Source organism: uncultured Brachyspira sp. (genome assembly GCF_944390595.1).
In the GTDB taxonomy this organism is placed as follows: Bacteria; Spirochaetota; Brachyspiria; order Brachyspirales; family Brachyspiraceae; genus Brachyspira.
In genome coordinates this window covers 43,348-64,924 of the sequence record NZ_CALXRN010000119.1, presented here as the reverse complement: position 1 = coordinate 64,924, position 21,577 = coordinate 43,348, and the positions used below count along the sequence as shown (strand labels likewise).

Below are 21,577 nucleotides of genomic sequence, written 5' to 3'. Positions count from 1 at the left end.
TATATTTAATATAGTGTTTCATTTTTTTATAAATTAAAGTCCTTTAAAAAATCAGTATGTAAATAGTATATAATTTATTTTTATTTTCAATATGAAATTGTAAGAATTTTTTATTTAATTTATATTATTCAAAAGATTTATGCTTTTTTATAGAAAATTTTGCTATTCTTTGAAATCCGCTGATAATTCTAATCAAACAATAGAAAAATCCTAGTCCGTAAAAGAAATGTGTAATAAAAAACATAAATGGATAAATGAATATTCCTCTTATTTTATTTTTTATTCCTCGGTCTCTTAATGATGTTATTATTCCTGCTAATAATGTTATAACAGAATAAATAATAAATGGTATAAAATATGAAGTTATGATTAAATTATTTGTATGAAAATATAAAAATAATATAAATGGAATTGATATTATATATGTAGAAAAGAAGGCAGGTAATGTGAATATCAAATTTTTTTTATTAAAATCTCTAAATAACTGCTCAAATCTTCCTCTGCCGTAATTAAGAAGCATTTTTATATAGGATTTTAAATTTTCTCTTGGCGGTCTTTGAACTATTATACTAGGATCATATATTAATTTATATCCTAAAGAAAGTATTTTATCTATTAGAGCATTTTCTTCATTGGGATATAAACTTTCATTAAAAAGCCCTGCCTCAATTAATACATCATGTCTTATAAAAAGATTGCAAAGTATAACATCCTTATCTGTGCCTTCTTTTGAGTCTGATTTATCAACACTATATCTATTGGCTATAGGTCCTACAGCATAATATGAACGCATACAATTATCAATATACATTTCTATAGTAGAGTTAACTTTATGAATTGCAGGTCCTCCTACTATTGCAACATTTTTATCTTTTTCAAATATTTCTGCTGCTTTTTTTATATTGTCAGAATTTATAATAGAATCATTATCTATAAAGTAAATTATATCTCCGGCAGATTGTTTAATACACTCATTTCTTTGAACTGTAGGATGAGTCCCTTCAGCTTGAAAAATTTCTATATTTTCTATGGGATAATTAGATAGATATACCCCTTCTAATGTATGCTGTATATTTTCACCAATTCTATGAGGAATAATGATTGTAATTTTTAGCGACACTTACATTCCCATAAGCCTAATGTAGGCAGTTCTTAATTGAGCAGCCATTTCTTCAGGGCTGGTAGGGTTGCAAGGAGCCCAAGCACCCGTTTCAGAAGAAGCATTAAATTTCTGTTTTTCTTTGCTTCTCATAGGCGGAAAAAATTCTATATGATAATTCCATATATCTTTATAATTAAAACCATCATTTACAGGAGCACTATACATACACATCATATAAGGAAATTTCATATCAAATAATAAATCTAATGTTGAAGTAGCCTTTTTCAAAGCATCAGCAAGAGATACGCTTTCTTCTTTATTAAAATCTGTAATAGAAATTGTTTGTTTTTTAGGCATTATCATTATACCGTAAGGATATTCAGATGCAAAGGGAAGGAAACATACAAAATGTTCATTATCAAATATTATTCTTCTATTGTCATTTAATTCCTGTTCTATCATATCCATAAATAAATTTCTGCAATGAACATTATAATAGCTTGCCGCCATTTCTATTTTTCTCTTTATTCTCAAAGGGATCCAGCTATAACCATATATTTGACCATGAGGATGAGGCATTGTAACACCTACAACTTCTCCTTTATTTTCAAAAGGCATTATATATTTTATTTTTTTATTTTCTGCTATAGCTTTCATTCTTTCCTGCCATAAAGCAACAAGTTTAGCAATATGTTCAACAGGAAGTTCAGGCAATGTTGTTGTATGGTCAGGAGAATATAATATAACCTCGCATTTACCAATGGCAGGAGCTGTTTTAAATAATTTACCATTATCTACTGAATCAGGATAAGGAGGCTCAAAAGATAAAGCCGGAAAATCATTGTCATATTTATGAACATCATAATTATCTGGAACTTTACCGCTTCCTGGACAAAATGGACAATAGTTTTGAGGCATTTGTGGTCGAGATTGTCTATGACTTGCTGTCATAACATAATCTCCTAATAATGGATTGTAACGCAATTCTGCCATATTAAATTCTCCTTATCATAGCTGGGTTTATCTAATTCTAATTATATACTTTTTTTTATAATAAACAATACAAAAATATATATGTAATATAAAAAATGTAATATGAGTAAATAGAATTAAATATTTTGGAAAGGATTTGTATATTTATTCATTTTATTTATAGTAAATTCTATAGTACCTTTATTCTTTTTTATTCCTGATATTAACTCTTTTTTAAGTTTTATAATAGACAATTTTATTAAAATATCTAGTAATAAATTATTACATCCTGTATAATTAAATTTTTTAAAATCTTTGTTTTCAGTAAAATATATTATTATTAACTGTTTTAAATTTAGTTTAATATATTTTCTAAAAGTTTCTCTTTTTTCAAATGATGATATAAACCAAGAAATTTTTTTTATTGATTTTCCGCATGTTTTATCTATAATAAAATCGTATATATCTTTTTTATCACGCATAAATAATATTGGATATTTATAATCTTTGGAATCAAATTCGTAAGATGTTATGGCTTTTAATTCATATATCTTAGAAAGTACGGAAAATACACTTTGATCATGTCTATTTTCCATAAAACCTTCAAAATTAGGTATTTTTGATGGGCTGTCATCTACTAATGAAAAATCATCATAAAAAACTTGAAGCCACTTTTTGACAAAATCAATATTTTTATCCGTTTTTTCCAAAATAAAAAAAGTAGCAGGTCTTTGACAAGTATCTGTTATATTTTTATCATCTAATTTATTAAAATAATTGAATAAATCAGCTTTTGTAAATGTTTTTTCTTTTGTACCTAAAATGGCACACATACTATTATTTTCAATAACAGTATCTAAATATTCATAAAATCTATTCATGCCATTTTTACTTAAATGACATCCTATATCAGCATATACTAATATATCTCCATATTCTATGTTTTCTAAAGTTTTTAATACAATAAAAGGTTTCCAACACCAATAGCCGAAACCTCTAATATTAGCATTTAACTTACTTTTCAATATATTATCAAATTGTTCATCTTTAGGCAGTGTATATTCATTGTATAGAAATATATTATCAAAAATATTAAATTCATTAGCTTGCTCTAAAAATCTTAAGGATGTTGGATAAAGGTTAAAACTAAAAAAAGAAAGTAAATATATTTTTTTGTTTTTGTACATGTAAAAACCATATAGTTTTTTATAATTAATTATTCTACTATATGTAGATTTATTTTTCAATTATTTTTTTGGAAATAATTTTTAAATATTATCAATATTGTTCATATAATAATATCTCATATTTTCAGGAGATATTAAAATCTTATTTTTATTTTTATTAAAACAATAAGCAAAATATCCAAATGAACCATTAGAAGCTATTTGATGTTTAGCATTCATCATTAGATATAAATCAATATATCCAGCATCATTATCATTTTCTTCTACAACTATATATTCATATTTTGTTGGTAAATTATTTAATATATTTTTTTTAACATATTTTGAATCATCTGAAAAAAAGAAAAATTTAGGTATATTAGGGGATAATTTTTCTATTATATTTTTAACTGAATCAATATAATAATGATCATCTAAAAAACCGTAGATTTGAAAATCTCCTCTTCTGATATGTATAGATACAGAATTACTATTTTTTATCTCTTCCAATATAAGTTTATTTTTTGCATTTAATCTATTAAGTAAATACTTATCAAAATTTAGCTTGTCTAAAATAATATTTTTTATTTCAAAAAAACAATTTCTGTCATCTGGTGTTCCAGATAAATACAATTTTTTATTATTTTCTATTAGATTAGAAAAATCGTAAAGGGGTGGTAAATCAATTTCAAAGCAACTTTTGTATATATTTATTTCATCATCTGTAGCTATTTCAAAATCTAAATCTGGAAAAATATTTAGAAGATCAAAGTTTCTATTTAATTTTTTATAATCATCCATTCCATTATACTTATACCAATTTAAATCATATTTTACTTTTTTGTTATATTTTATATATATATATTTTCCTAATATATATTTTCTTATTTGTCCGCATAATCCACCGCCAACCCATAAAATTATTAAATCATTTTCTGTATGGCTATTTGAATTATATAGATTGATAAGATATTCGGTTCTATAGTAACTTTTTATGCTTTTTTGCAAAATATCTCTAATTGCATTTCTATATTGTTTTAAAGGTATAATACAAACTAATTTATCTATTAAATTGTTATAATCATAATAATTCATAGAATTGGCTCCAAATATAATTTCAAGTTAGTAGAATATTTATACTATATCCAAAGGTATTTTTTTATTAGGTTCTGGAAATTCTTTATTTAAAATATCTATATCTTCATCACTAAGCATAATATTCTGTGACTCTATATTTTCTAATGTACGCTTTTTATTAGAACTTTTAGGTATTGGTATTCTGTTTTCAAAAGTCGAAATAAAAGCAAGTGCTATCTGAGCAGGGGAGGCATTATGTTTTTTTGCTACGCTTATAAGAACATTATTTTTTAGTATATCTTTTCCTAATCTTCCTGCTTGAGCTAGAGGACAATACGCAATCAAAGCAATATTGTTTTTTTTCATATATGGAGCTAAATCAAAGTCTATACCTCTTGACCCTAAATGATATAATACTTGATTAGCAGTGCATTTATCTCCGTCTTTTACATATTTCAATTCTTTCATATCGTCTACATCAAAATTTGAAACTCCCCAATCTTTTATAAGCCCATCTTTTTTAGCTTTTTCCATACATTCAACTGTTTCACTTAAAGGTACTCTTCCTCTCCAATGAAGCAAATACATATCTAAATAGTTGAGGTTTAAACGTTTTAAAGAAGATTCTAAACTGTTAAATATATTATCTTTTCCTGCATTATGCGGATAAACTTTTGATATTATATAGAGTTCTTCTCTCTTGTATTCAACTTTTTTTAAAGCATCTCCAACTAATCTTTCAGCTTCTCCATTTCCATACATTTCTGCAGTGTCAATTAATCTTATGCCATTTTGTAAGGCGAAAACTATTGTATCTATTTCTTTTTCTCTGCTTTCTTCTTTTTCTCCCATACCCCAAGTTCCAATTCCAAATTTAGGCATAATATTTGATGACTTTAATCGATAATAATTTTCCATATAATTATTTTCCTTTTATAATTTTTTAGTATTATTCTTTGCTCATATAAATTGTTCTTGAAGGGAATGCAAAGTTTATTCCTAATTTATTAAATTCATCTACTAATTTATAATTTACGTCTTCTACTATTCTTACATATTCTGCATAATCAGGTATTGTAACATGATATATAACCTCAAAATTAAGAGAAGAATCAGCAAATTCTATAAATCTTGCACTATAAAATTCAGTATTTTCTGTACTTTCTATTATTTTTTTTACTACATCAGGTATCATTTTTAATTTTTCTAATGGTGTTGAATACTCAACTCCTACCATCATGTATTTTCTTCTTTTTTCTAAAACTCTATAATTTTGTATTCTAGAAGCAAGCAGATTAGTATTTGATATTAAAAGCTGCTCACCGCTGTTTCTTCTAATACGTGTTGATTTTACACCAATATATTCTACAGTTCCTAAGTCCTGATCTATTTGAATATAATCACCTTTTAAAAAGGGCTTATCAAATACTATTACAAAGTAATTGAATAAGTCGGCTATTATACTTTGTGCGGCAAATGCTACAGCAACACCTCCTACACCAAGTCCTGTAATAAAGGTATTAACGTTAACTCCTAGATTTGATAGTATAGTTAAAAATCCTATAATCCATACCACTACTTTTAATATAGTTATAATTCCATCTGATATTACAACATCTTTTTTTTGTGATAAATAGTTGTTTGTAAAGTTTGTAATAAAGTCGCATATAAACATTATTATAAATATAATAATAAACACTATAACTATTTTTCCAAAATACTTGTTTAAATTTTCAGGCAAGTTCAAACTTAATCTTGCTATTGATAATGATATTAATAATATAATAGGTCTTGTTCTTTTTTTAATGCTTTTTATTAAATCAGTAATAAAAAGGTTTTGAAGTTTAGTATTTACTTTAAGTAATATTTTAAGTAAAAATAGTAAAATTAAATTCATTGAAATCATTGCTATAGCAAATATGATTACAAATACTATATATTGAAATAAGCTATTATTCCAAAACATTGTTTCTTTTAAATATTGCATATATTCTCCAAGTGACAGTTATTTAATTAATTATATACTAATTATAATTTTTTTAAATATATATAACTAATATTTAATATATACATTTGTAAAAATTATTTTGACATAAAATTAATAATATATTAATATATACATTATTAAAAATCAAAAGGGAAAGACATGAAAAAAATATTTATTATTTTAACTATTTCTGTTTTGGCAGCTGCATGCGGCGGGCAAAAATCAGAAACGTCAGCTCCTTCTAATACTGCAGAACCAGGAACATTGACAATTGATTTCCAAGCAATGTTCGGAGAAGGAGTTACAAATAATGCTGTTGTAAGTGAAAATGCTTACCTTAAGGTAACAGGTTCTTACGGAGATATAGACGGTAAAATAGATGCTGCTACAGGGGCTTCTATGCCTACAAGAACTCCTGATTTACTAAATAAATACAGAGCTCCTGATAATAACTTATTAAATTCTAAAATGGAGCTTGGAATATCTGAGTTGTTATTATTCGCTACAGCATCTGCAGATAGATATGTATCTGACGGAGTATCCGGCAATGGTTTTGCTAAAACTTCAAGAAGAGGAGATGAGCCAAATACTCAGGCAGTTATTAACGGTACAGGAATTACAAAAGGAGAAGATGGAGTTATAACTATTAGATTTGCTCATGCTAGATATTTGTTTGAAATAAAAACAGATACTAATGGAGTATTAACTATTGGAAATGGAAATGAAAATTACAGAAGAAGCGAAAATCCAATTGATACAAACAGTAATATAAATTTTGACGATGCTGTTTTTGTAACAGATAAAGCTAAAGATGGAATGCCTTATTGGAAAGGTGATTTACAAGCTACTTATGAAAATAATATATTAAAAATTAATGGTACTCTTACAGAGACAAAATAAATTTAATTAAAGGAATAGACCATGAAAAAGATTTTTATCATTTTAACTATTTCTGTTTTGGCAGCTGCATGCGGCGGACAAAAAACAGAAACAACAACAGAAAATACTGCATCAGCTAATACTAATGCAGCAGGAACTATCACTATAGATTTTCAAGCTATAGTTGGAGACACTAACAATGCTTCAATAAGCAGTAACTCTTATTTGAAAATTACAGGTTCTTATGGTGATATAGACGGTAAAATAGATGCTGCTACAGGTGCTTCTATGCCTACAAGAACTCCAGATCTATTAAACAAATACAGATCAACAGATAACAATGTATTGAATAATAGAATGGAAGTTAGTATGGGACAATTTTTATTATTCGGTACTGCTAATGCTGCTAGATATATAGATGATGGTTTGTCTGGTTCAGGTATTGCTCAAAGAACAGTTGATGGTACTACTGGTCCTAAAGTAACAGGAACTGGAATAACAAAAGGCGATGATGGTGTAATCACTATTAGATTTGTTCATGCTGGCGGAAAAACAGTTGAGCCATATATTTTTGAAATGAAATCAGACAGCAATGGAATTTTCAAAATCGGAGGCGGTACAGAAAACTTTAAAAGAAGTGAAGCTGTTGCTACAAATGATTTTGATTTCAATAAAGATGCTGCTTCTTTAATAGTTGATAAAGCTAAAGACGGTGTTCCTTATTGGCAAGGCGATTTACAAGCTACTTATGAAAATAATATAATAAAAATTACTGGTACTTTAACAGAGACTAATTAATTTTTATTAAATAAGAATATAAGCATAGGATATTAAAAAATATTCCTATGCTTTTTATTTTTTAACTGTTTATACTTACATCTTGGAATTTATTGTCCATTAAGATTTTTATAGATTGTACTCCTAATTTTTTTAATTCTTCAGCAGCTTCAATATAACAATGATCTATATTACATGCATTATGAGCATCTGAATTTATAGTTAATGGTATATTTTTATTTAATAGCTTTCTTATTGTATTTTTATTAGGATAATGTGCATCTAAATTGTTCTTGTTCATAATTTTAGTATTTACTTCAACAATATTTCTATTTTTGGCAATAACTTCTATTACTTCATCAACTTTTTTTGTATACCAATCTTCTTCTTCTGTGAAATATTCTTTATTTAAATTATATTTTCTTACTAAATCCAAATGTCCTATAATATCAGGTTTTTGAGTTTCTATCATTTTTATTACATTATCATAATATCTATAAATAACTTCTTTTAAATTACCAAAATGTTTTATTGCTTCATTAAAAGTTTTTTTAGACATATCTATAGGAAAATAATTGTTATCATTATCATTAATATAATGTACAGAGCCTATTCTATAATCAAGCTCCATTTCTTCATCAGTTTCTTTATTTAAATTAGAATAGTAATCTCCTTCTATACCAATATAAATTTGTATTTTATCTTTATATATGTTTTTGTATTTTTTTAAATCTTCTAAATATTTTACAGTATTTTCTTCAGACATAGAACATGTATCTTTATCGAAATGAGAATGTCCTGAAAAACCTAAGCTTATAAACTTTTTATCTATAGCTTGTATTATATTTTCTTCTATAGTGCTTTTTCCATCACAATAAGTAGTATGAGTATGTAAATTAGATATATATTTCATTTAATCCTCTTATTATTTTTTTTATTCAATATTATATTATTATTTAAAATAAAAAAATAGGGCTTACATAAATATGTAAACCCTATATCCTTTTTATATAAATATTTTATTACTTTTTCTTGCCTGTAGTTTTAGCAGCAGTCTTTTTAGCAGGAGCTTTTTTAACAGTTGCTTTTTTAGCAGAAGATTTAGGTTCTACTTTAGCAGCAGTTTTTTTAGCACTTGCTGATTTAGCTTTAGCAGCTGGTTTTTTTGCAGCAGATGCTTTTTTAGCTGGTTTAGATTTTATAGCTCCTTGAGCAGCAGCAAGTCTTGCTATAGGTACTCTGTAAGGAGAACAGCTTACATAATCTAATCCTATATCATGGCAGAACATAACTGTAGAAGGATCTCCTCCATGCTCACCGCAAATACCGATAGTAAGTTTTTTGTTAGCAGCTCTTCCTTTAGTAACAGCTATTCTTAAAAGCTCTCCTATACCTTCCTGATCTAATGATTGGAAAGGATCTTTTTCATATATTTCTTTATCAACATAGTCTTTTAAGAATTTACCTGCATCATCTCTTGAGAAACCGCCTCCCATTTGAGTTAAGTCATTAGTACCGAATGAGAAGAATTCAGCTTCTGTAGCGATCTTATCAGCAGTTAAAGCAGCTCTAGGAACTTCTATCATAGTACCTACTTTATAAGCAACTTTAGTGCCTTCTTTTTCAAATACTTCCTCAGCTATTTTGATAATTCTTTCTTTTATCATTTTTAGCTCTTTTAAAGTACCAACAAGAGGAATCATTATTTCAGGATGAACATCAACTCCGCTTTTCTTAACTTTAACAGCAGCTTCAATAATAGCTTTAGCCTGCATATCATATATTTCAGGATAAGTAATCCCAAGACGGCATCCTCTGTGACCAAGCATTGGGTTAAATTCATGTAAAGAATCTCTAATAGCTTTTAATTTATCAAAAGAAACATTCATTTCATTGGAAAGCTCTTGTAATTGAGAATCTTCATGAGGTATAAACTCATGCAAAGGCGGATCTAAAAGTCTAACTGTTACCGGATATCCATTCATGGCAGTGAATATTCCAATAAAGTCTTCTCTTTGCATAGGAAGTATATTATCCAAAGCATCATCGTAAAGTTTTCTAGGCTCTCTATATAGAGGTTCAAGCTCTTCTATAGTTTTTTTATCTCCGATTTTTTCAGCAGCTTCTATTTTTTCTTTTAATTGCTTAACTTCTTCAGCAACAAGTATAAGCTGTCTTACACTCTTAATTCTGTCAGCATTGAAGAACATATGCTCAGTACGGCATAAACCTATACCTTCAGCACCAAAGCTTCTAGCAATGCTTGCATCATGAGGTGTATCAGCATTAGTATGTACTTCTAATTTTCTGATAGAATCAGCCCATTCCATAAGTTTTTTGAAGTCTTCAGACATTTCAGCTTCTTTAGTAGCTACTTTACCAAGCATAACTTCTCCAGTAGAACCATCTATAGAAATATAGTCGCCTTCATTAACTGTTTCTTCACCAACTTTCATACATTTGTTAGAATAATCAATTTCTAAAGCACTGCATCCTGCAACACAGCATTTACCCATACCGCGTGCAACAACTGCAGCATGTGAAGTAGAACCGCCTCTAGCAGTTAATATACCTTCAGCAGCATTCATACCTTTAATATCTTCAGGACTAGTTTCTATACGAACAAGTACAACCTGCTCTCCAGCTTCTTTCATAGCCTCAGCTCTGTCAGCAGCAAATACTACTTTACCAACAGCAGCACCAGGAGAAGCGTTTAATCCTTTAGCAAGAACTTTAGCACCTTTTTTAGCATTAGGATCAAACATTGGGTGAAGCAGCTGATCTAAATCAGAAGGATTAACTCTCATTATAGCTTCTTCTTTAGAAATTATTTTAGCTTCAGCAAGTTCAACAGCTATTCTTACAGCAGCAGCAGCAGTTCTTTTACCATTACGTGTTTGAAGCATATAAAGTTTGCCTTCCTGTATAGTAAATTCCATATCCTGCATATCGCTGTAATGTTTTTCTAATTGGTTTTTATAACTTACTAATTGTTTGTATACATTAGGCATAACTTCTTCAAGAGAAGGGTATTTAGATTTTCTCTCTTCTTCACTTATGCCGTTATTTTTAGCCCATTCTATACTTCCTTCAAGTGTAATTTCCTGAGGAGTTCTAATACCGGCAACTACATCTTCTCCTTGAGCATTGATTAGGAACTCTCCGTAGAATTTGTTTTCACCAGTAGCTGGGTTACGTGAGAAACATACTCCTGTAGCAGAAGTATCTCCCATATTACCGAATACCATAGCCTGAACGTTAACAGCTGTACCTAATAAATTTCTTATATCATTTAATTTTCTGTATGCTTCAGCTCTAGGGTTATTCCAGCTTCTAAATACTGCATTAATAGCATGCCATAACTGTACTTTAGGATCATCTGGGAAATCTTCTCCCATTTCTCTTTTGTACATGTCTTTATATTTAGCTACAACTTCTTTTAAATCTTCTACATCTAAATCAGTATCTTTTACTTCTTTTTCTGTTTTTCCTACTCTTGAAGCTATAGAGTGTTTTTTTTCTTCTAAAATTTCTTCAAATTTATCATGATCAACGCCCATAGCTACATCGCCGAACATTTGTATAAATCTTCTATAAGCGTCCCAAGCAAATCTTGGATTGTTAGTCTTCTTTATTATGCCTTCTACAACATTTTCATTAATACCTAAATTAAGTATTGTATCCATCATACCAGGCATAGATATAGCAGCTCCTGAACGTACAGATACAAGCAATGGTTTTTCAGCATTTCCAAACTGCATATTCATTGCTTTTTCTAGTTTTTTAATATTTTCATCAACTAGTTTCTCTAATCCTTTAGGATATGATTTGTTTTTTGAGTAATAATCACACACTTCTGTAGTAATTGTAAAACCAGCAGGTACAGGAACTTTACTTTCAGTCATTTGAGCAAGTCCTAAGCCTTTACCCCCTAAAAGTGCTTTAGTTTCTTTTGCACCTTCAGATTTACCATTACCAAAGAAGTAAACCATCTTTTTTGATGCCATAATAAATTCTCCTCATTGATTATAATAAAATATTTACATAAAGTTAAAAATATACTACTTTATATAGTATAATGTTATTTTTCTTATTGTCAATTTTCTAACGTAAAAATACATAATTTTTTTTTACTTTTGACTCTAATTAATTGATGACATAAATACGATATTTAAATTTTTTAAATATATTGTATAATATGATTTGAAAGGTTTTTATATGTTAAAAAGAAAATCATTTATAACTATGTCAGCTATATTATTGTTAATAGTTTTGAATTCTTATGGGGCAATAGTTATATCAACTGCCAAAAAAACAAAACCCCCAAAAGTTGAAGTTCCTAAAGAAATTACTGTCCCTGAAACTAATAAAACAAAATATGAGTATATAATGACAGAGAGGGGTAAATTATTAGTGGTTCCGGATGCCATTTTGTTTACATCAAACAGCAGTTATTTGGATTTAAATAGATACAATAATACTATAAATTATGTGAGCAGTTTATCCCAAAATACTAACATTATGAGTATAATTATAGAGGGACATATATCTGATAATGAAAATATGTTTTTAGAAAATAAAAAGGATGATATATTATTTCTTTATAATAGAAAAGATATAGAGGATTTATCATATAAAAGATGTGAAACAGTATATTTTAATATGAAATCATCTAATTTATCTAAATTTACAAATTATGCTCTTCAAGATTTATTAAATATTTATACAAATAATGAAGAAAACAGAAGAGTTAATTTTATTTTAATAGAAAATACTAACGATATAAATATATATACTAATTATATAAATAATTTGAAAATTTCTAATAATTAAATATTCTAAATATTATTTTTTATATTTTTTAATTATTATTAATTATTACTTAAAATAAATTATAGGTATTGATATGCATAATAATGATAGAGAAAAACTTTCAAGCAGATTAGGATTTTTATTAGTTTCAGCAGGATGTGCTATAGGGTTGGGCAATGTATGGAGATTTCCTTATATTACAGGAAAGTACGGCGGTGCTCTTTTTGTACTTCTTTATTTGATATCTCTTGTAATATTAGGTCTTCCTATACTTGTGATGGAATTTTCTGTCGGAAGAGCGGGTAAAAGAGATTTAGCAGGTTCTTACAGAGCTTTACAAAAACCAGGATATAAATGGCATATAGTAGGATACATACAATTATTCGGATGTGTACTTCTTATGATGTTTTATACTACTATAGCAGGATGGTGTTTATCATATTGTTATTTTATGGCTATGGGAAAACTTCAAGGTCTTAATCCTCAGCAGGTAGGTGAGTTTTTTAATTCTGTTTTAGCTTCTCCATCTACTTTAATATTATGGATGACTATAACAGTTGTAATAGCAACATTTGTATGTATGATGGGGCTTGAAAATGGAGTTGAAAAGGTTACTAAAGTTATGATGACGCTTCTTTTATTAGTTCTTTTTGTTCTTATAATAAGAGCTGTTACACTTCCAAATGCTAAAGAAGGACTTAAATTTTATTTGCTTCCTGATTTAGATAAAATGTTCAGCGGAGGTATTAAAGGATTTTTCTCTGTTGCTTATGCTGCTATAGGACAGTCATTCTTTACTTTGAGCCTTGGAATAGGAGCTATGACTATATTCGGAAGCTATATAGATAAAAACTATTCTCTTACAGGCGAATCTGTAATGGTTATGGGGCTTGATACATTAATAGCATTTTTATCCGGTCTTGTTATATTCCCTACAACATTTTCTTTTGGAATTAATCCAGGTGAAGGAGCAGGATTAGTATTTTTGACTTTACCTAATATATTTAATTCTATGGTTTTAGGAAGATTATGGGGTGCATTATTCTTCTTATTCTTATCAATGGCGGCATTAACAACTATAATAGCAGTATTTGAAAATATTATTGCATTTACTATGTCTGAAACTAAAATGCCCCGTAAAAAAACTACTATAATAGTTGCTGTAAGCATATTTATATTAAGTTTGCCTACAGCTTTAGGATTTAATATATTATCATTTATAAAACCTCTTGGAGAAGGCAGCACAATAGCTGACGGACTTGATTTTTTAGTAAGTAATAATTTTCTTCCAATCGGAGGTATAATTATACTTATATTCTGTACAAGAGAATTCGGCTGGGGATGGGATAATTTTATTAAAGAAGCAGATATAGGAAAAGGTATCAAGTTTCCTAAATGGGCTAGATTCTATGTAACTTATATTTTGCCTTTTATAGTTTTGGCTATATTTGTTATAGACTATATTAATAGATTTTTTATTAATAAATAGTAATAATATTGCTTTAATATATTTAATTATTAATTAATATATTTGTAAGTGATGATTGTAATTCCAATTTATTATTTAACTCATTCTCTTTTATATGAGTATTAAATATTAATTTAGTGCTGTTATTATGATTAGATAATATGTATATATAATCTCCTAGTATAACAGCTTCTGATACATCATGCGTAACATAAAAAAATGTTTTATTTCTTTTTAATTGTATTTGTTTAATTATGTCAAGAAGTTCTTTTTTTCTTTTTATGTCTTGTCCTTGAAGAGGCTCATCCATTAGTATAAAATTTGAATCATAAGCTAAAGCTCTCGCCAATGATAATCTTTGCTTCATTCCTCCGCTGAGTTCTTCTGGTTTCGAGTATATGTTTTTTTCAAGTCCGACTATCTCTAATGATGATATTATTTTTTTGTCTCTTTCTTTTTTATCTTTTATCTTATCTTTTAAAATATATTCTATATTTTTATAGGAATTGAAAAAATTTAATAATCTAGGTTCCTGATATACGAATGCCTGATCCTTTTTATCTATTTTTGATGATATTATATTTAAAAGAGAAGTTTTACCGCATCCTGATGAACCTAATATTATATTTATTTTATTTAAATGAAATTCTATACTGAAATTTTGAAATATTGTTAAATCATTATATGATAGATTTATATTTTCTAATTTAAATATATTATTATCTGTCATTATTAATCCTTATAACAATTTCAAATATTCCATTAAATATAACAGCTATAAGACAATATGCAAACAATGAAATAGTATCTAAATATAAATGAGATTCATATAATTTTGTTCCTATACCTAGACTTGGAATTGCAAGTATTTCTGCAGCTAATATACTTTTCCAAGTTATACCCATAGATTGAGATATTCCAGTTAATATGTATGGTTTTATAAATGGTATATATAGATTGATTATTTGAGTTTTTAAAGATACATTGTAGGATAAAGACATATCTATTAAATTTTTATCAACATTGATTATTCCATTGCATACAGAATCATACATTATTGGAAATATTACAAGCATAGATACAAATATGGGAACTGTATTATTGTCAAACCATATTACAGCAACTAATATTAATGGTATAGTTGGTATTGTACGTATAAAATTTATTATAGGCATTAATATATATCTAATATTTTTAAATATACCTGATATTATTCCAAAAACTAATGCCAATAAAAATGATAATGCAAATGTTATTAATACTCTTATCATACTGGAAATTAAATCTTTATAAAATGATTTTTCTGATACTATTTCTAATAATCTTTTTAATATGCTTTGTATATTTGGGAATATTATTTCTGAATTAATTTTTATAGAAATAAAAGACCATAATGCAATAAATATAATTATACCTATTATAAAATATATGATTTTTTTATTTTTCATTTTTTATATTATTTTATTCTTTTAAACTCTAGTCTTTCATCATCTAATGTTATTATTGTTAGCGTATTGCTTGTAAGCTCTATTGATGAGGCTTTGCTTAATAATTCTATATATTGCTTTTCTATTTCAACTGCTTCAGATGTTCCGCCCATTTTTGTTACAGCCATATTTTTTAATATAATTATGTTTCCTCTTCTCATTTCATATTCGCCTAGATATGTATTGAATCCGCTGTATCCGTAAAACTCTTCATTATAAAATGATATTGTTATGCCTCTTCCCTCAAACATATTAGTAAGCTGGAATGTTTTTCCATTAAGTGTGCTTGTAGATATAGCTATTGATTTGCTAGTTGAAACACATGAAATTATAAGGAATATAATAATAAATAATACAGGTGCTATAAATTTTCTTATCATTAACAATACTCTAAATCTCTTCAAAAATTAAATTTTCACTTGATAATAATGTATATATTATTAAATTTTTGCCGCTGATCTTATATGATGTTGCGGATTTAAGCATTTCAAGATATTTTTTTTCAGCACTATTTTCTTCGTCCGAGCCTAACTTTCTTGTTGTTACTATAGACAGCACATTAAAAATATCTCCGTCAATCATATATGAAGATGAATAATTATTTACAGCAGAAAATCCGGAAATTGTATCTGATGTGAACTCTATAGTAATATTCATCTCCGGGTACATACTTACAAGTTTGTATTTCTTGCCATGAAGATTATTTCCATCTGATTGAGCTATTGGTGCTGTAGTACATGAAACTATGAATACAGCAGCAGCTAAAAATCCTACAATATACTTCATAATTATCCTAATAATATAATACTATTAATATTTTCGGTAAAAAGTTCTTATATTTAATAATGTATTTTCATATATTATTAAAATGTTAGTATAATAAAACAGATTGAAATTTGATTATTAAAGTATTATAATATTGAAATTATAATACTTTAATAAAGGATTTTATACAATATGAAAAAAATTTTAACAATTATAATTAGTACATTTTTAATTATTAGTTGTAATAGCAATACTTCAAATAACAATATAGCTAATACAGCAGATAATAAAATTCAAGTATATGCAAGTATATATCCTATTTATGATTTTGCTAAAAAGATAGGCGGAGAAAAGGCAGATGTTTATAATATGACTTCTGCCGGTGCTGAGCCGCATGATTTTGAAATAACTTCTAAAGATATGGCAAATTTAACTAAAGCTAATCTTTTTATATATAATGGCGGAGGTATGGAGCATTGGGTTGATACAGTTAAAGATAGTATAAAAGATATTAAATATGTTGAGGCTTCTTCTGGAATTATTAATGAAGAAGCTGATCCTCATTTTTGGCTTTCTCCAATTAAAGCAAAAAAACAAATGGAAAATATTAAAAATGCTTTTATGGAAGCAGATCCTACCAATGCTGATTATTATAATTCTAATTACAATATATATGCAATACGTTTAGATGAATTGGATAATACTTTTAGAAATTATTTATCCAATGTTAAAAATACTAATTTGGTTGTAACTCATCCTGCATTCGGACATTTTTGCAAAGAGTATTCTTTAAATCAGGTTGCTATTGCAAGGGATGAAGCAGATCCTAAATCCATGTCTGAAACAATATCTTTCATAAAAAATAATAATATAAAAGCTATATTCTACGAAGATTTTTCAAGTTCCAGACTAGTAGATTCTATAGCTAAAGAGTCAGGAGCTAAAATATATACATTAAATCCTATAGAGTCTTTAAGTGAAGAATATATTAATGCAGGAGAGGATTATTTTTCTGTAATGGAAAAAAACTTTTTATCTTTAACTAACGGACTTAATTAAAATATATGAGTAAAGTTATAGAATTTAAAAATGTGCATTTTGGATACACATCTGTTGATATATTAAGATGTGTAAGTTTTGATATTAACAGCGGAGATTTTGTATCTATAATAGGTTCAAACGGAGCTGGAAAAAGTACTATATTAAAACTTATTTTAGGAGAACTTCATCAATACAGAGGAAGTATAAAACTATATGAAGAGGATATAAGTAAATTTAAAGATTGGAGAAAGGTAGGATATTTAGAACAGAATGCATATTCTAAAATTGCAAATTTTCCGGCTACAGTTTATGAAATAGTAATGTCAAATAATTTTGCTGATATTGGTTTATTTAAATTTCCAAATAAGAAGCATAAAGATAAAGTTATGAATGTACTGCAGCTTTTGGGTATGGATAAATATAAAGACAGAATGATATCTAAACTTTCCGGAGGACAAATACAGAGAGTTTTTTTAGCCAGAACTTTAATATCCAATCCTAATTTGCTTGTTCTTGATGAGCCTATAAACGGAGTGGATGCGGAAACTATAGATTTAATATATAATATACTGCAGGATTTAAATAAAAATGAAAAGGTATCTATAGTAATGGTTACACATGATGTGGAAAGAGTGTCAAAAATATCAAATAGAATATTTTGTTTTGAAGACGGAAGTTTAGTTGAACTTGCTAAAAAACAAATAGATATAGAACTTTCTCATAAGCATAAACATCCTCATAACAATGATGTTTGTTCTTGCTGTTTTTTTAATAATATGGAGTAATATTTATAAATGGAAATATTTCAATATGATTTTATGCGTAAGGCTTTTATAGTAGGTATTATGCTTGCTGTAATTATACCTTGCATTGGGGTTGTTGTTGTATTAAAAAGGCTTTCTATGATAGGGGATGCTATATCGCATACTTCTCTTGCAGGAGTTACATTCGGACTTGTATTTAACATAAATCCAATATTAGCTTCTATTATATTTTGTATATTGGCTGCTCTTTCTATTGAGTTTATAAGAAAAAAAATTGCTAAATACGGAGAGATGTCTATATCTATTATAATGTCATTATCTATTGGTTTAGCCGGTATGCTTTCCGGTTTTGTGTCAAATAATTCTAATTTTAATAGTTTTTTATTTGGAAGCATAGTTGCTGTAAGCGATTTTGAACTTAGATTAGTTATATTTATAAGTTTAATATCTATACTTATTTTTATATTTTTATATAAAGAGATTTTTTATATAATATTTAATGAAAGACTTGCGAAACTTTCAGGAGTCCCTGTTAATAGAATAAACTTTATTTTTACTATACTTACAGCTGTTACAGTATCAATATCAGCAAGGGCTGTGGGTGCTTTAATTGTATCTTCAATGATGGTTGTTCCTGTTGCTTGCTCTATGCAGATAGCAGGAAGTTATAAAAAAACTATTATATATGCTGTTCTGTTTAATTTATTTTTTACTATACTTGGAATATTCATTTCTTATTATGAGGGCTTAAAACCAGGGGCTACTATAGTTTTAATAAGTATAATAGCTTTTGTAATAATAATATTATTTAAGTCTTTATTCTTACATTTTAAAAAGTAAATATATTTTCTTTTTAAAAGAATTGTTTTTATTCTTTAGTTTTACCTATAATAGCCTGCTGACATATATCATTGTATCTTGTATCTCTTTTTCTTTTTTCTATAACTACAATTCCGTCATAATAGTGAATAGAGTAGGTGCTGTCAGTAAAACTATTAGGATACAAATCATCTTCTACTGTAGACCAATATGCATTAAGATAATCTATTAAATTTTTTGTGTATTCTATATATGAATTAGGATTTTTATACCCTCCTCCGAAATTAGGCCAATATGAAGTATAAACATCTTCGCATAAATAAATACCATCATCTTTTATATGTTCATACATCTCTTCAAATGTTGTTATCTGCTGATTCATTCTATGTCCGCCGTCATCTATTAATATATCTAATTTTGGAATTTGGTTTTTTACTTCTTTTAAAAAATCTCTGTCATCCTGAGAGCCTATAAATATTTTTATATTATCTTGTTCAAATTGCTTGCATTTAGGATTCTTATCTATAGCATATATATTAACATTAGCTTCGGGGTTATTGTTTCTAAAATATTCTCGCCACATCTTCACAGCACCGCCGCTTCCTACACCAATTTCCATCATATTAATATCTTTTCCTCTGTATTTAGCAAAATGTCTTTCGTATATATCAAAGAATGGAAGATGTTTAAAAATGGCTTCTCCCTTATTTTCTAAAAAATAATTATGTAAATCTGCCTTATCCTTATTTTCATCATTTATTAATATATCTCTTATTATTTCTAATTTTTTTTTATCTTCTTCACTGTTTCCTTTGACTAATAAAAGGTTTTTATGTGTTTTTACTCTCAGTTTTTTTATTTCTGATTTTTTACCTTTTTTCATTCAGCTTCCTTTAAGACATATTGTATTGGTTTTGTATTATGGAAATCTTTATACTATAAAATAATAAATTGTCAAGTATCATATTTATAAGATATTTCTTACATAATTTAATTAATATATATAAATAATTACAAATATAATTATATAAATTTATTTTTTATAATATATTTTATTGACATTTTTAAAATTTATTATATAGTAATCATAATTATAGTTATAATAGTATAGGAGTTATGCTGTTAATTATTTATCAGTTTATAATTTTTCTATATCTATATGAATTAAATATAGAATCTTACTATGTCTTTTGATAAAATCAGTGTTTCTTTTTTGTGTTGCGGATATTAGTTTTTTATATTTGCAGCACACTTTAATTTTAAATAGTGCATAATTGAGTATTTATATAAAAAATAATATTATCAAGTGTATTATTAGTTTATAATTTTTTAACGAATTAAAATTATTTATTTTTAAAAACTCTATTAAATTTCAAACTGCAATATTTGTTTTTTAACGCTAAAATTGAACAAAGTTCATTTTTATTGCATTTTTTGTAAATTTTTTTGGCTTTTTTAAGTATTATTTTACAATAATTATAATTTTACTATTGTTAATTATATTTTTAGTGTTAAAGTATTATTATATTAAAAAAATATCATATTGGAGTTGAAAATATTATGAGAAAAATAATACTTTCTATTTTTGCCTTTGTAGCTATAAGTGCAACATCTTTTGCTATTGACGGAGGATTTGAATTTATATTAAATGTTCCTATTGGAATGAGTGTTGGTATTTATGATTATGATTTAACTGATTACGGTGAAAATCAGGATATAATTTTGAATGGTGCTATACGTAATGGAATTGGAAGAAATGGAGGAGTAGGTTTTGATATAGGAGTAACAGCACAGCTTGGTTATATGTTTAAGTTTACTGGTAATCTTGGATTAAGTGTTCTTGGTGAAATAGGTTACAGCCATGATACTTATTCTTATATTAACAAACTTAGTAAAAATATATCTGAAACATATTCTTTTGACAGTGTACAGCTAGGTATACTTCCTAAGTTTAATTTTTATAATTTTGCTATAGGTCTTGGCGGAGGTGTTAAAATTCCAGTATCTGGAAATCTTCGTAATAAAGTAGGTTCTATCACAACTGATACAAAGATAAATTCAGATTATATGAAAAGAAATTTCAGATCTACAATAATACCATATTTAAAATTTACTTTTGATTATTCTATTTTCTTTACCGAAAAGTTGGCATTTAATATAGGCTTATATTTAGGATATGATTTTGGTGTAGAACCTAATTTATATACTATTAATAATGTAGTGAATGCTAATAGATTAATTGTTGATGATATATCTTATTCAAGTTTTGATGTAGGTTTACAGTTAGGATTTAAATTCGGACCTAGTACAAAGTAAATATAAAAGTATAAAATGATGTAATATAAAAAAGATACCTTAATTAATTTAGGGTATCTTTTTTTATTCATAACTATAATAATTGAAAATAATATTTTTAGATATATAATCTATACATTATAAAAATTAAAAAATATTGAGAGTT

General features: G+C 26.8%; 21 protein-coding genes. 8 read left to right on the top strand and 13 right to left on the bottom strand.

Features of this window, described 5'->3' with window-relative positions; all coding sequences use genetic code 11:
- Window positions 1-124: 124 nt before the first annotated feature.
- The 6 genes from Q0J90_RS06820 to Q0J90_RS06795 all read right to left on the bottom strand — a co-directional run bounded on the left by Q0J90_RS06820 (window position 125) and on the right by Q0J90_RS06795 (window position 6,304).
- Complete coding sequence (locus Q0J90_RS06820) at window positions 125-1,120, bottom strand: glycosyltransferase (protein WP_297277187.1); 996 nt, start codon at window positions 1,118-1,120, stop codon at window positions 125-127.
- Window positions 1,121-2,095 (bottom strand): galactose-1-phosphate uridylyltransferase, encoded by a 975-nt coding sequence (gene galT, locus Q0J90_RS06815; protein ID WP_297277186.1) that lies wholly within the window; start codon window positions 2,093-2,095, stop codon window positions 1,121-1,123.
- A 116-nt stretch (window positions 2,096-2,211) separates the two neighbouring features.
- Window positions 2,212-3,261, bottom strand: coding sequence for a hypothetical protein (locus tag Q0J90_RS06810; protein WP_297277185.1), 1,050 nt, complete (start codon window positions 3,259-3,261; stop codon window positions 2,212-2,214).
- Between the two features lie 81 nt (window positions 3,262-3,342).
- A complete protein-coding gene (locus Q0J90_RS06805) occupies window positions 3,343-4,335 on the bottom strand; it encodes an alpha-1,2-fucosyltransferase (RefSeq protein ID WP_297277184.1) in 993 nt (330 codons plus the stop codon).
- A gap of 39 nt (window positions 4,336-4,374) precedes the next feature.
- Entirely contained in the window at window positions 4,375-5,235 is an 861-nt protein-coding gene (locus Q0J90_RS06800; RefSeq protein ID WP_297277183.1) for an aldo/keto reductase, read from the bottom strand.
- 31 nt (window positions 5,236-5,266) lie between these two features.
- Window positions 5,267-6,304 carry a mechanosensitive ion channel family protein gene (locus Q0J90_RS06795; RefSeq protein ID WP_297277182.1) on the bottom strand — a complete coding sequence of 346 codons (1,038 nt, stop codon included), beginning with the start codon at window positions 6,302-6,304 and terminating at the stop codon, window positions 5,267-5,269.
- A gap of 159 nt (window positions 6,305-6,463) precedes the next feature.
- Here Q0J90_RS06795 and Q0J90_RS06790 point away from each other — a divergent pair, with 159 nt between their 5' ends.
- Together Q0J90_RS06790 and Q0J90_RS06785 are read left to right on the top strand one after the other, a co-directional pair.
- Complete coding sequence (locus Q0J90_RS06790; protein ID WP_297277181.1) at window positions 6,464-7,204, top strand: hypothetical protein; 741 nt, start codon at window positions 6,464-6,466, stop codon at window positions 7,202-7,204.
- Window positions 7,205-7,225: 21 nt separating this feature from the next.
- Window positions 7,226-7,981, top strand: a complete 756-nt coding sequence (locus Q0J90_RS06785) for a hypothetical protein (protein WP_297277180.1) — start codon at window positions 7,226-7,228, stop codon at window positions 7,979-7,981.
- A 61-nt stretch (window positions 7,982-8,042) separates the two neighbouring features.
- Here the strand turns inward: Q0J90_RS06785 and Q0J90_RS06780 are convergent, their stop codons facing one another.
- Complete coding sequence (locus tag Q0J90_RS06780) at window positions 8,043-8,873, bottom strand: histidinol-phosphatase (protein ID WP_297277179.1); 831 nt, start codon at window positions 8,871-8,873, stop codon at window positions 8,043-8,045.
- A 109-nt stretch (window positions 8,874-8,982) separates the two neighbouring features.
- Entirely contained in the window at window positions 8,983-11,967 is a 2,985-nt protein-coding gene (gene ppdK / locus Q0J90_RS06775; RefSeq protein ID WP_297277178.1) for a pyruvate, phosphate dikinase, read from the bottom strand.
- A 211-nt stretch (window positions 11,968-12,178) separates the two neighbouring features.
- Between ppdK and Q0J90_RS06770 the strand changes: the two genes are divergently transcribed.
- Together Q0J90_RS06770 and Q0J90_RS06765 are read left to right on the top strand one after the other, a co-directional pair.
- The gene (locus Q0J90_RS06770; RefSeq protein WP_297277177.1) at window positions 12,179-12,793 is read left to right on the top strand and encodes a hypothetical protein; all 615 of its coding nucleotides are present in this window, start codon (window positions 12,179-12,181) and stop codon (window positions 12,791-12,793) included.
- Window positions 12,794-12,866: 73 nt separating this feature from the next.
- Window positions 12,867-14,261: a sodium-dependent transporter gene (locus tag Q0J90_RS06765; protein ID WP_297277176.1), complete on the top strand. Its 1,395-nt coding sequence runs from the start codon at window positions 12,867-12,869 to the stop codon at window positions 14,259-14,261.
- Window positions 14,262-14,283: 22 nt separating this feature from the next.
- On the opposite strand, the gene Q0J90_RS06760 is transcribed toward Q0J90_RS06765, so the two are convergent.
- Genes Q0J90_RS06760 through Q0J90_RS06745 form a run of 4 tightly spaced genes read right to left on the bottom strand, consistent with a single transcriptional unit; the run spans window position 14,284 to window position 16,513 of the window.
- Window positions 14,284-14,970, bottom strand: coding sequence for an ATP-binding cassette domain-containing protein (locus tag Q0J90_RS06760; RefSeq protein WP_297277175.1), 687 nt, complete (start codon window positions 14,968-14,970; stop codon window positions 14,284-14,286).
- On the bottom strand, window positions 14,960-15,688 hold the full coding sequence (locus Q0J90_RS06755) for an ABC transporter permease (RefSeq protein ID WP_297277174.1): 729 nt from the start codon (window positions 15,686-15,688) through the stop codon (window positions 14,960-14,962). The genes Q0J90_RS06760 and Q0J90_RS06755 overlap by 11 nt, the downstream gene beginning before the upstream one ends.
- Window positions 15,689-15,696: 8 nt before the next feature.
- Entirely contained in the window at window positions 15,697-16,107 is a 411-nt protein-coding gene (locus Q0J90_RS06750) for an META domain-containing protein (protein ID WP_297277173.1), read from the bottom strand.
- 10 nt (window positions 16,108-16,117) lie between these two features.
- A complete protein-coding gene (locus Q0J90_RS06745) occupies window positions 16,118-16,513 on the bottom strand; it encodes an META domain-containing protein (RefSeq protein ID WP_297277172.1) in 396 nt (131 codons plus the stop codon).
- A gap of 171 nt (window positions 16,514-16,684) precedes the next feature.
- Between Q0J90_RS06745 and Q0J90_RS06740 the strand changes: the two genes are divergently transcribed.
- The 3 genes from Q0J90_RS06740 to Q0J90_RS06730 are packed head-to-tail and all read left to right on the top strand — an operon-like array spanning window position 16,685 to window position 19,137.
- The gene (locus tag Q0J90_RS06740) at window positions 16,685-17,551 is read left to right on the top strand and encodes a zinc ABC transporter substrate-binding protein (protein ID WP_297277171.1); all 867 of its coding nucleotides are present in this window, start codon (window positions 16,685-16,687) and stop codon (window positions 17,549-17,551) included.
- 5 nt (window positions 17,552-17,556) lie between these two features.
- Complete coding sequence (locus Q0J90_RS06735) at window positions 17,557-18,318, top strand: metal ABC transporter ATP-binding protein (RefSeq protein ID WP_297277170.1); 762 nt, start codon at window positions 17,557-17,559, stop codon at window positions 18,316-18,318.
- A 9-nt stretch (window positions 18,319-18,327) separates the two neighbouring features.
- Window positions 18,328-19,137, top strand: coding sequence for a metal ABC transporter permease (locus Q0J90_RS06730; RefSeq protein WP_297277169.1), 810 nt, complete (start codon window positions 18,328-18,330; stop codon window positions 19,135-19,137).
- A gap of 28 nt (window positions 19,138-19,165) precedes the next feature.
- On the opposite strand, the gene Q0J90_RS06725 is transcribed toward Q0J90_RS06730, so the two are convergent.
- Window positions 19,166-19,999 carry a class I SAM-dependent methyltransferase gene (locus Q0J90_RS06725; protein WP_297277168.1) on the bottom strand — a complete coding sequence of 278 codons (834 nt, stop codon included), beginning with the start codon at window positions 19,997-19,999 and terminating at the stop codon, window positions 19,166-19,168.
- A 677-nt stretch (window positions 20,000-20,676) separates the two neighbouring features.
- Here Q0J90_RS06725 and Q0J90_RS06720 point away from each other — a divergent pair.
- Window positions 20,677-21,432 carry a hypothetical protein gene (locus tag Q0J90_RS06720; protein ID WP_297277167.1) on the top strand — a complete coding sequence of 252 codons (756 nt, stop codon included), beginning with the start codon at window positions 20,677-20,679 and terminating at the stop codon, window positions 21,430-21,432.
- Window positions 21,433-21,577 lie beyond the last annotated feature (145 nt).

Excerpts from the sequence above, each read along its gene's own strand:
- galT (WP_297277186.1), bottom strand. The coding sequence starts at position 2,095 with ATGGCAGAATTGCGTTACAATCCATTATTAGGAGATTATGTTATGACA.
- Q0J90_RS06810 (WP_297277185.1), bottom strand. The coding sequence starts at position 3,261 with ATGTACAAAAACAAAAAAATATATTTACTTTCTTTTTTTAGTTTTAAC.
- Q0J90_RS06805 (WP_297277184.1), bottom strand. The coding sequence starts at position 4,335 with ATGAATTATTATGATTATAACAATTTAATAGATAAATTAGTTTGTATT.
- Q0J90_RS06800 (WP_297277183.1), bottom strand. The coding sequence starts at position 5,235 with ATGGAAAATTATTATCGATTAAAGTCATCAAATATTATGCCTAAATTT.
- Q0J90_RS06795 (WP_297277182.1), bottom strand. The coding sequence starts at position 6,304 with ATGCAATATTTAAAAGAAACAATGTTTTGGAATAATAGCTTATTTCAA.
- Q0J90_RS06790 (WP_297277181.1), top strand. The coding sequence starts at position 6,464 with ATGAAAAAAATATTTATTATTTTAACTATTTCTGTTTTGGCAGCTGCA.
- Q0J90_RS06785 (WP_297277180.1), top strand. The coding sequence starts at position 7,226 with ATGAAAAAGATTTTTATCATTTTAACTATTTCTGTTTTGGCAGCTGCA.
- Q0J90_RS06780 (WP_297277179.1), bottom strand. The coding sequence starts at position 8,873 with ATGAAATATATATCTAATTTACATACTCATACTACTTATTGTGATGGA.
- ppdK (WP_297277178.1), bottom strand. The coding sequence starts at position 11,967 with ATGGCATCAAAAAAGATGGTTTACTTCTTTGGTAATGGTAAATCTGAA.
- Q0J90_RS06770 (WP_297277177.1), top strand. The coding sequence starts at position 12,179 with ATGTTAAAAAGAAAATCATTTATAACTATGTCAGCTATATTATTGTTA.
- Q0J90_RS06765 (WP_297277176.1), top strand. The coding sequence starts at position 12,867 with ATGCATAATAATGATAGAGAAAAACTTTCAAGCAGATTAGGATTTTTA.
- Q0J90_RS06760 (WP_297277175.1), bottom strand. The coding sequence starts at position 14,970 with ATGACAGATAATAATATATTTAAATTAGAAAATATAAATCTATCATAT.
- Q0J90_RS06755 (WP_297277174.1), bottom strand. The coding sequence starts at position 15,688 with ATGAAAAATAAAAAAATCATATATTTTATAATAGGTATAATTATATTT.
- Q0J90_RS06750 (WP_297277173.1), bottom strand. The coding sequence starts at position 16,107 with ATGATAAGAAAATTTATAGCACCTGTATTATTTATTATTATATTCCTT.
- Q0J90_RS06745 (WP_297277172.1), bottom strand. The coding sequence starts at position 16,513 with ATGAAGTATATTGTAGGATTTTTAGCTGCTGCTGTATTCATAGTTTCA.
- Q0J90_RS06740 (WP_297277171.1), top strand. The coding sequence starts at position 16,685 with ATGAAAAAAATTTTAACAATTATAATTAGTACATTTTTAATTATTAGT.
- Q0J90_RS06735 (WP_297277170.1), top strand. The coding sequence starts at position 17,557 with ATGAGTAAAGTTATAGAATTTAAAAATGTGCATTTTGGATACACATCT.
- Q0J90_RS06730 (WP_297277169.1), top strand. The coding sequence starts at position 18,328 with ATGGAAATATTTCAATATGATTTTATGCGTAAGGCTTTTATAGTAGGT.
- Q0J90_RS06725 (WP_297277168.1), bottom strand. The coding sequence starts at position 19,999 with ATGAAAAAAGGTAAAAAATCAGAAATAAAAAAACTGAGAGTAAAAACA.
- Q0J90_RS06720 (WP_297277167.1), top strand. The coding sequence starts at position 20,677 with ATGAGAAAAATAATACTTTCTATTTTTGCCTTTGTAGCTATAAGTGCA.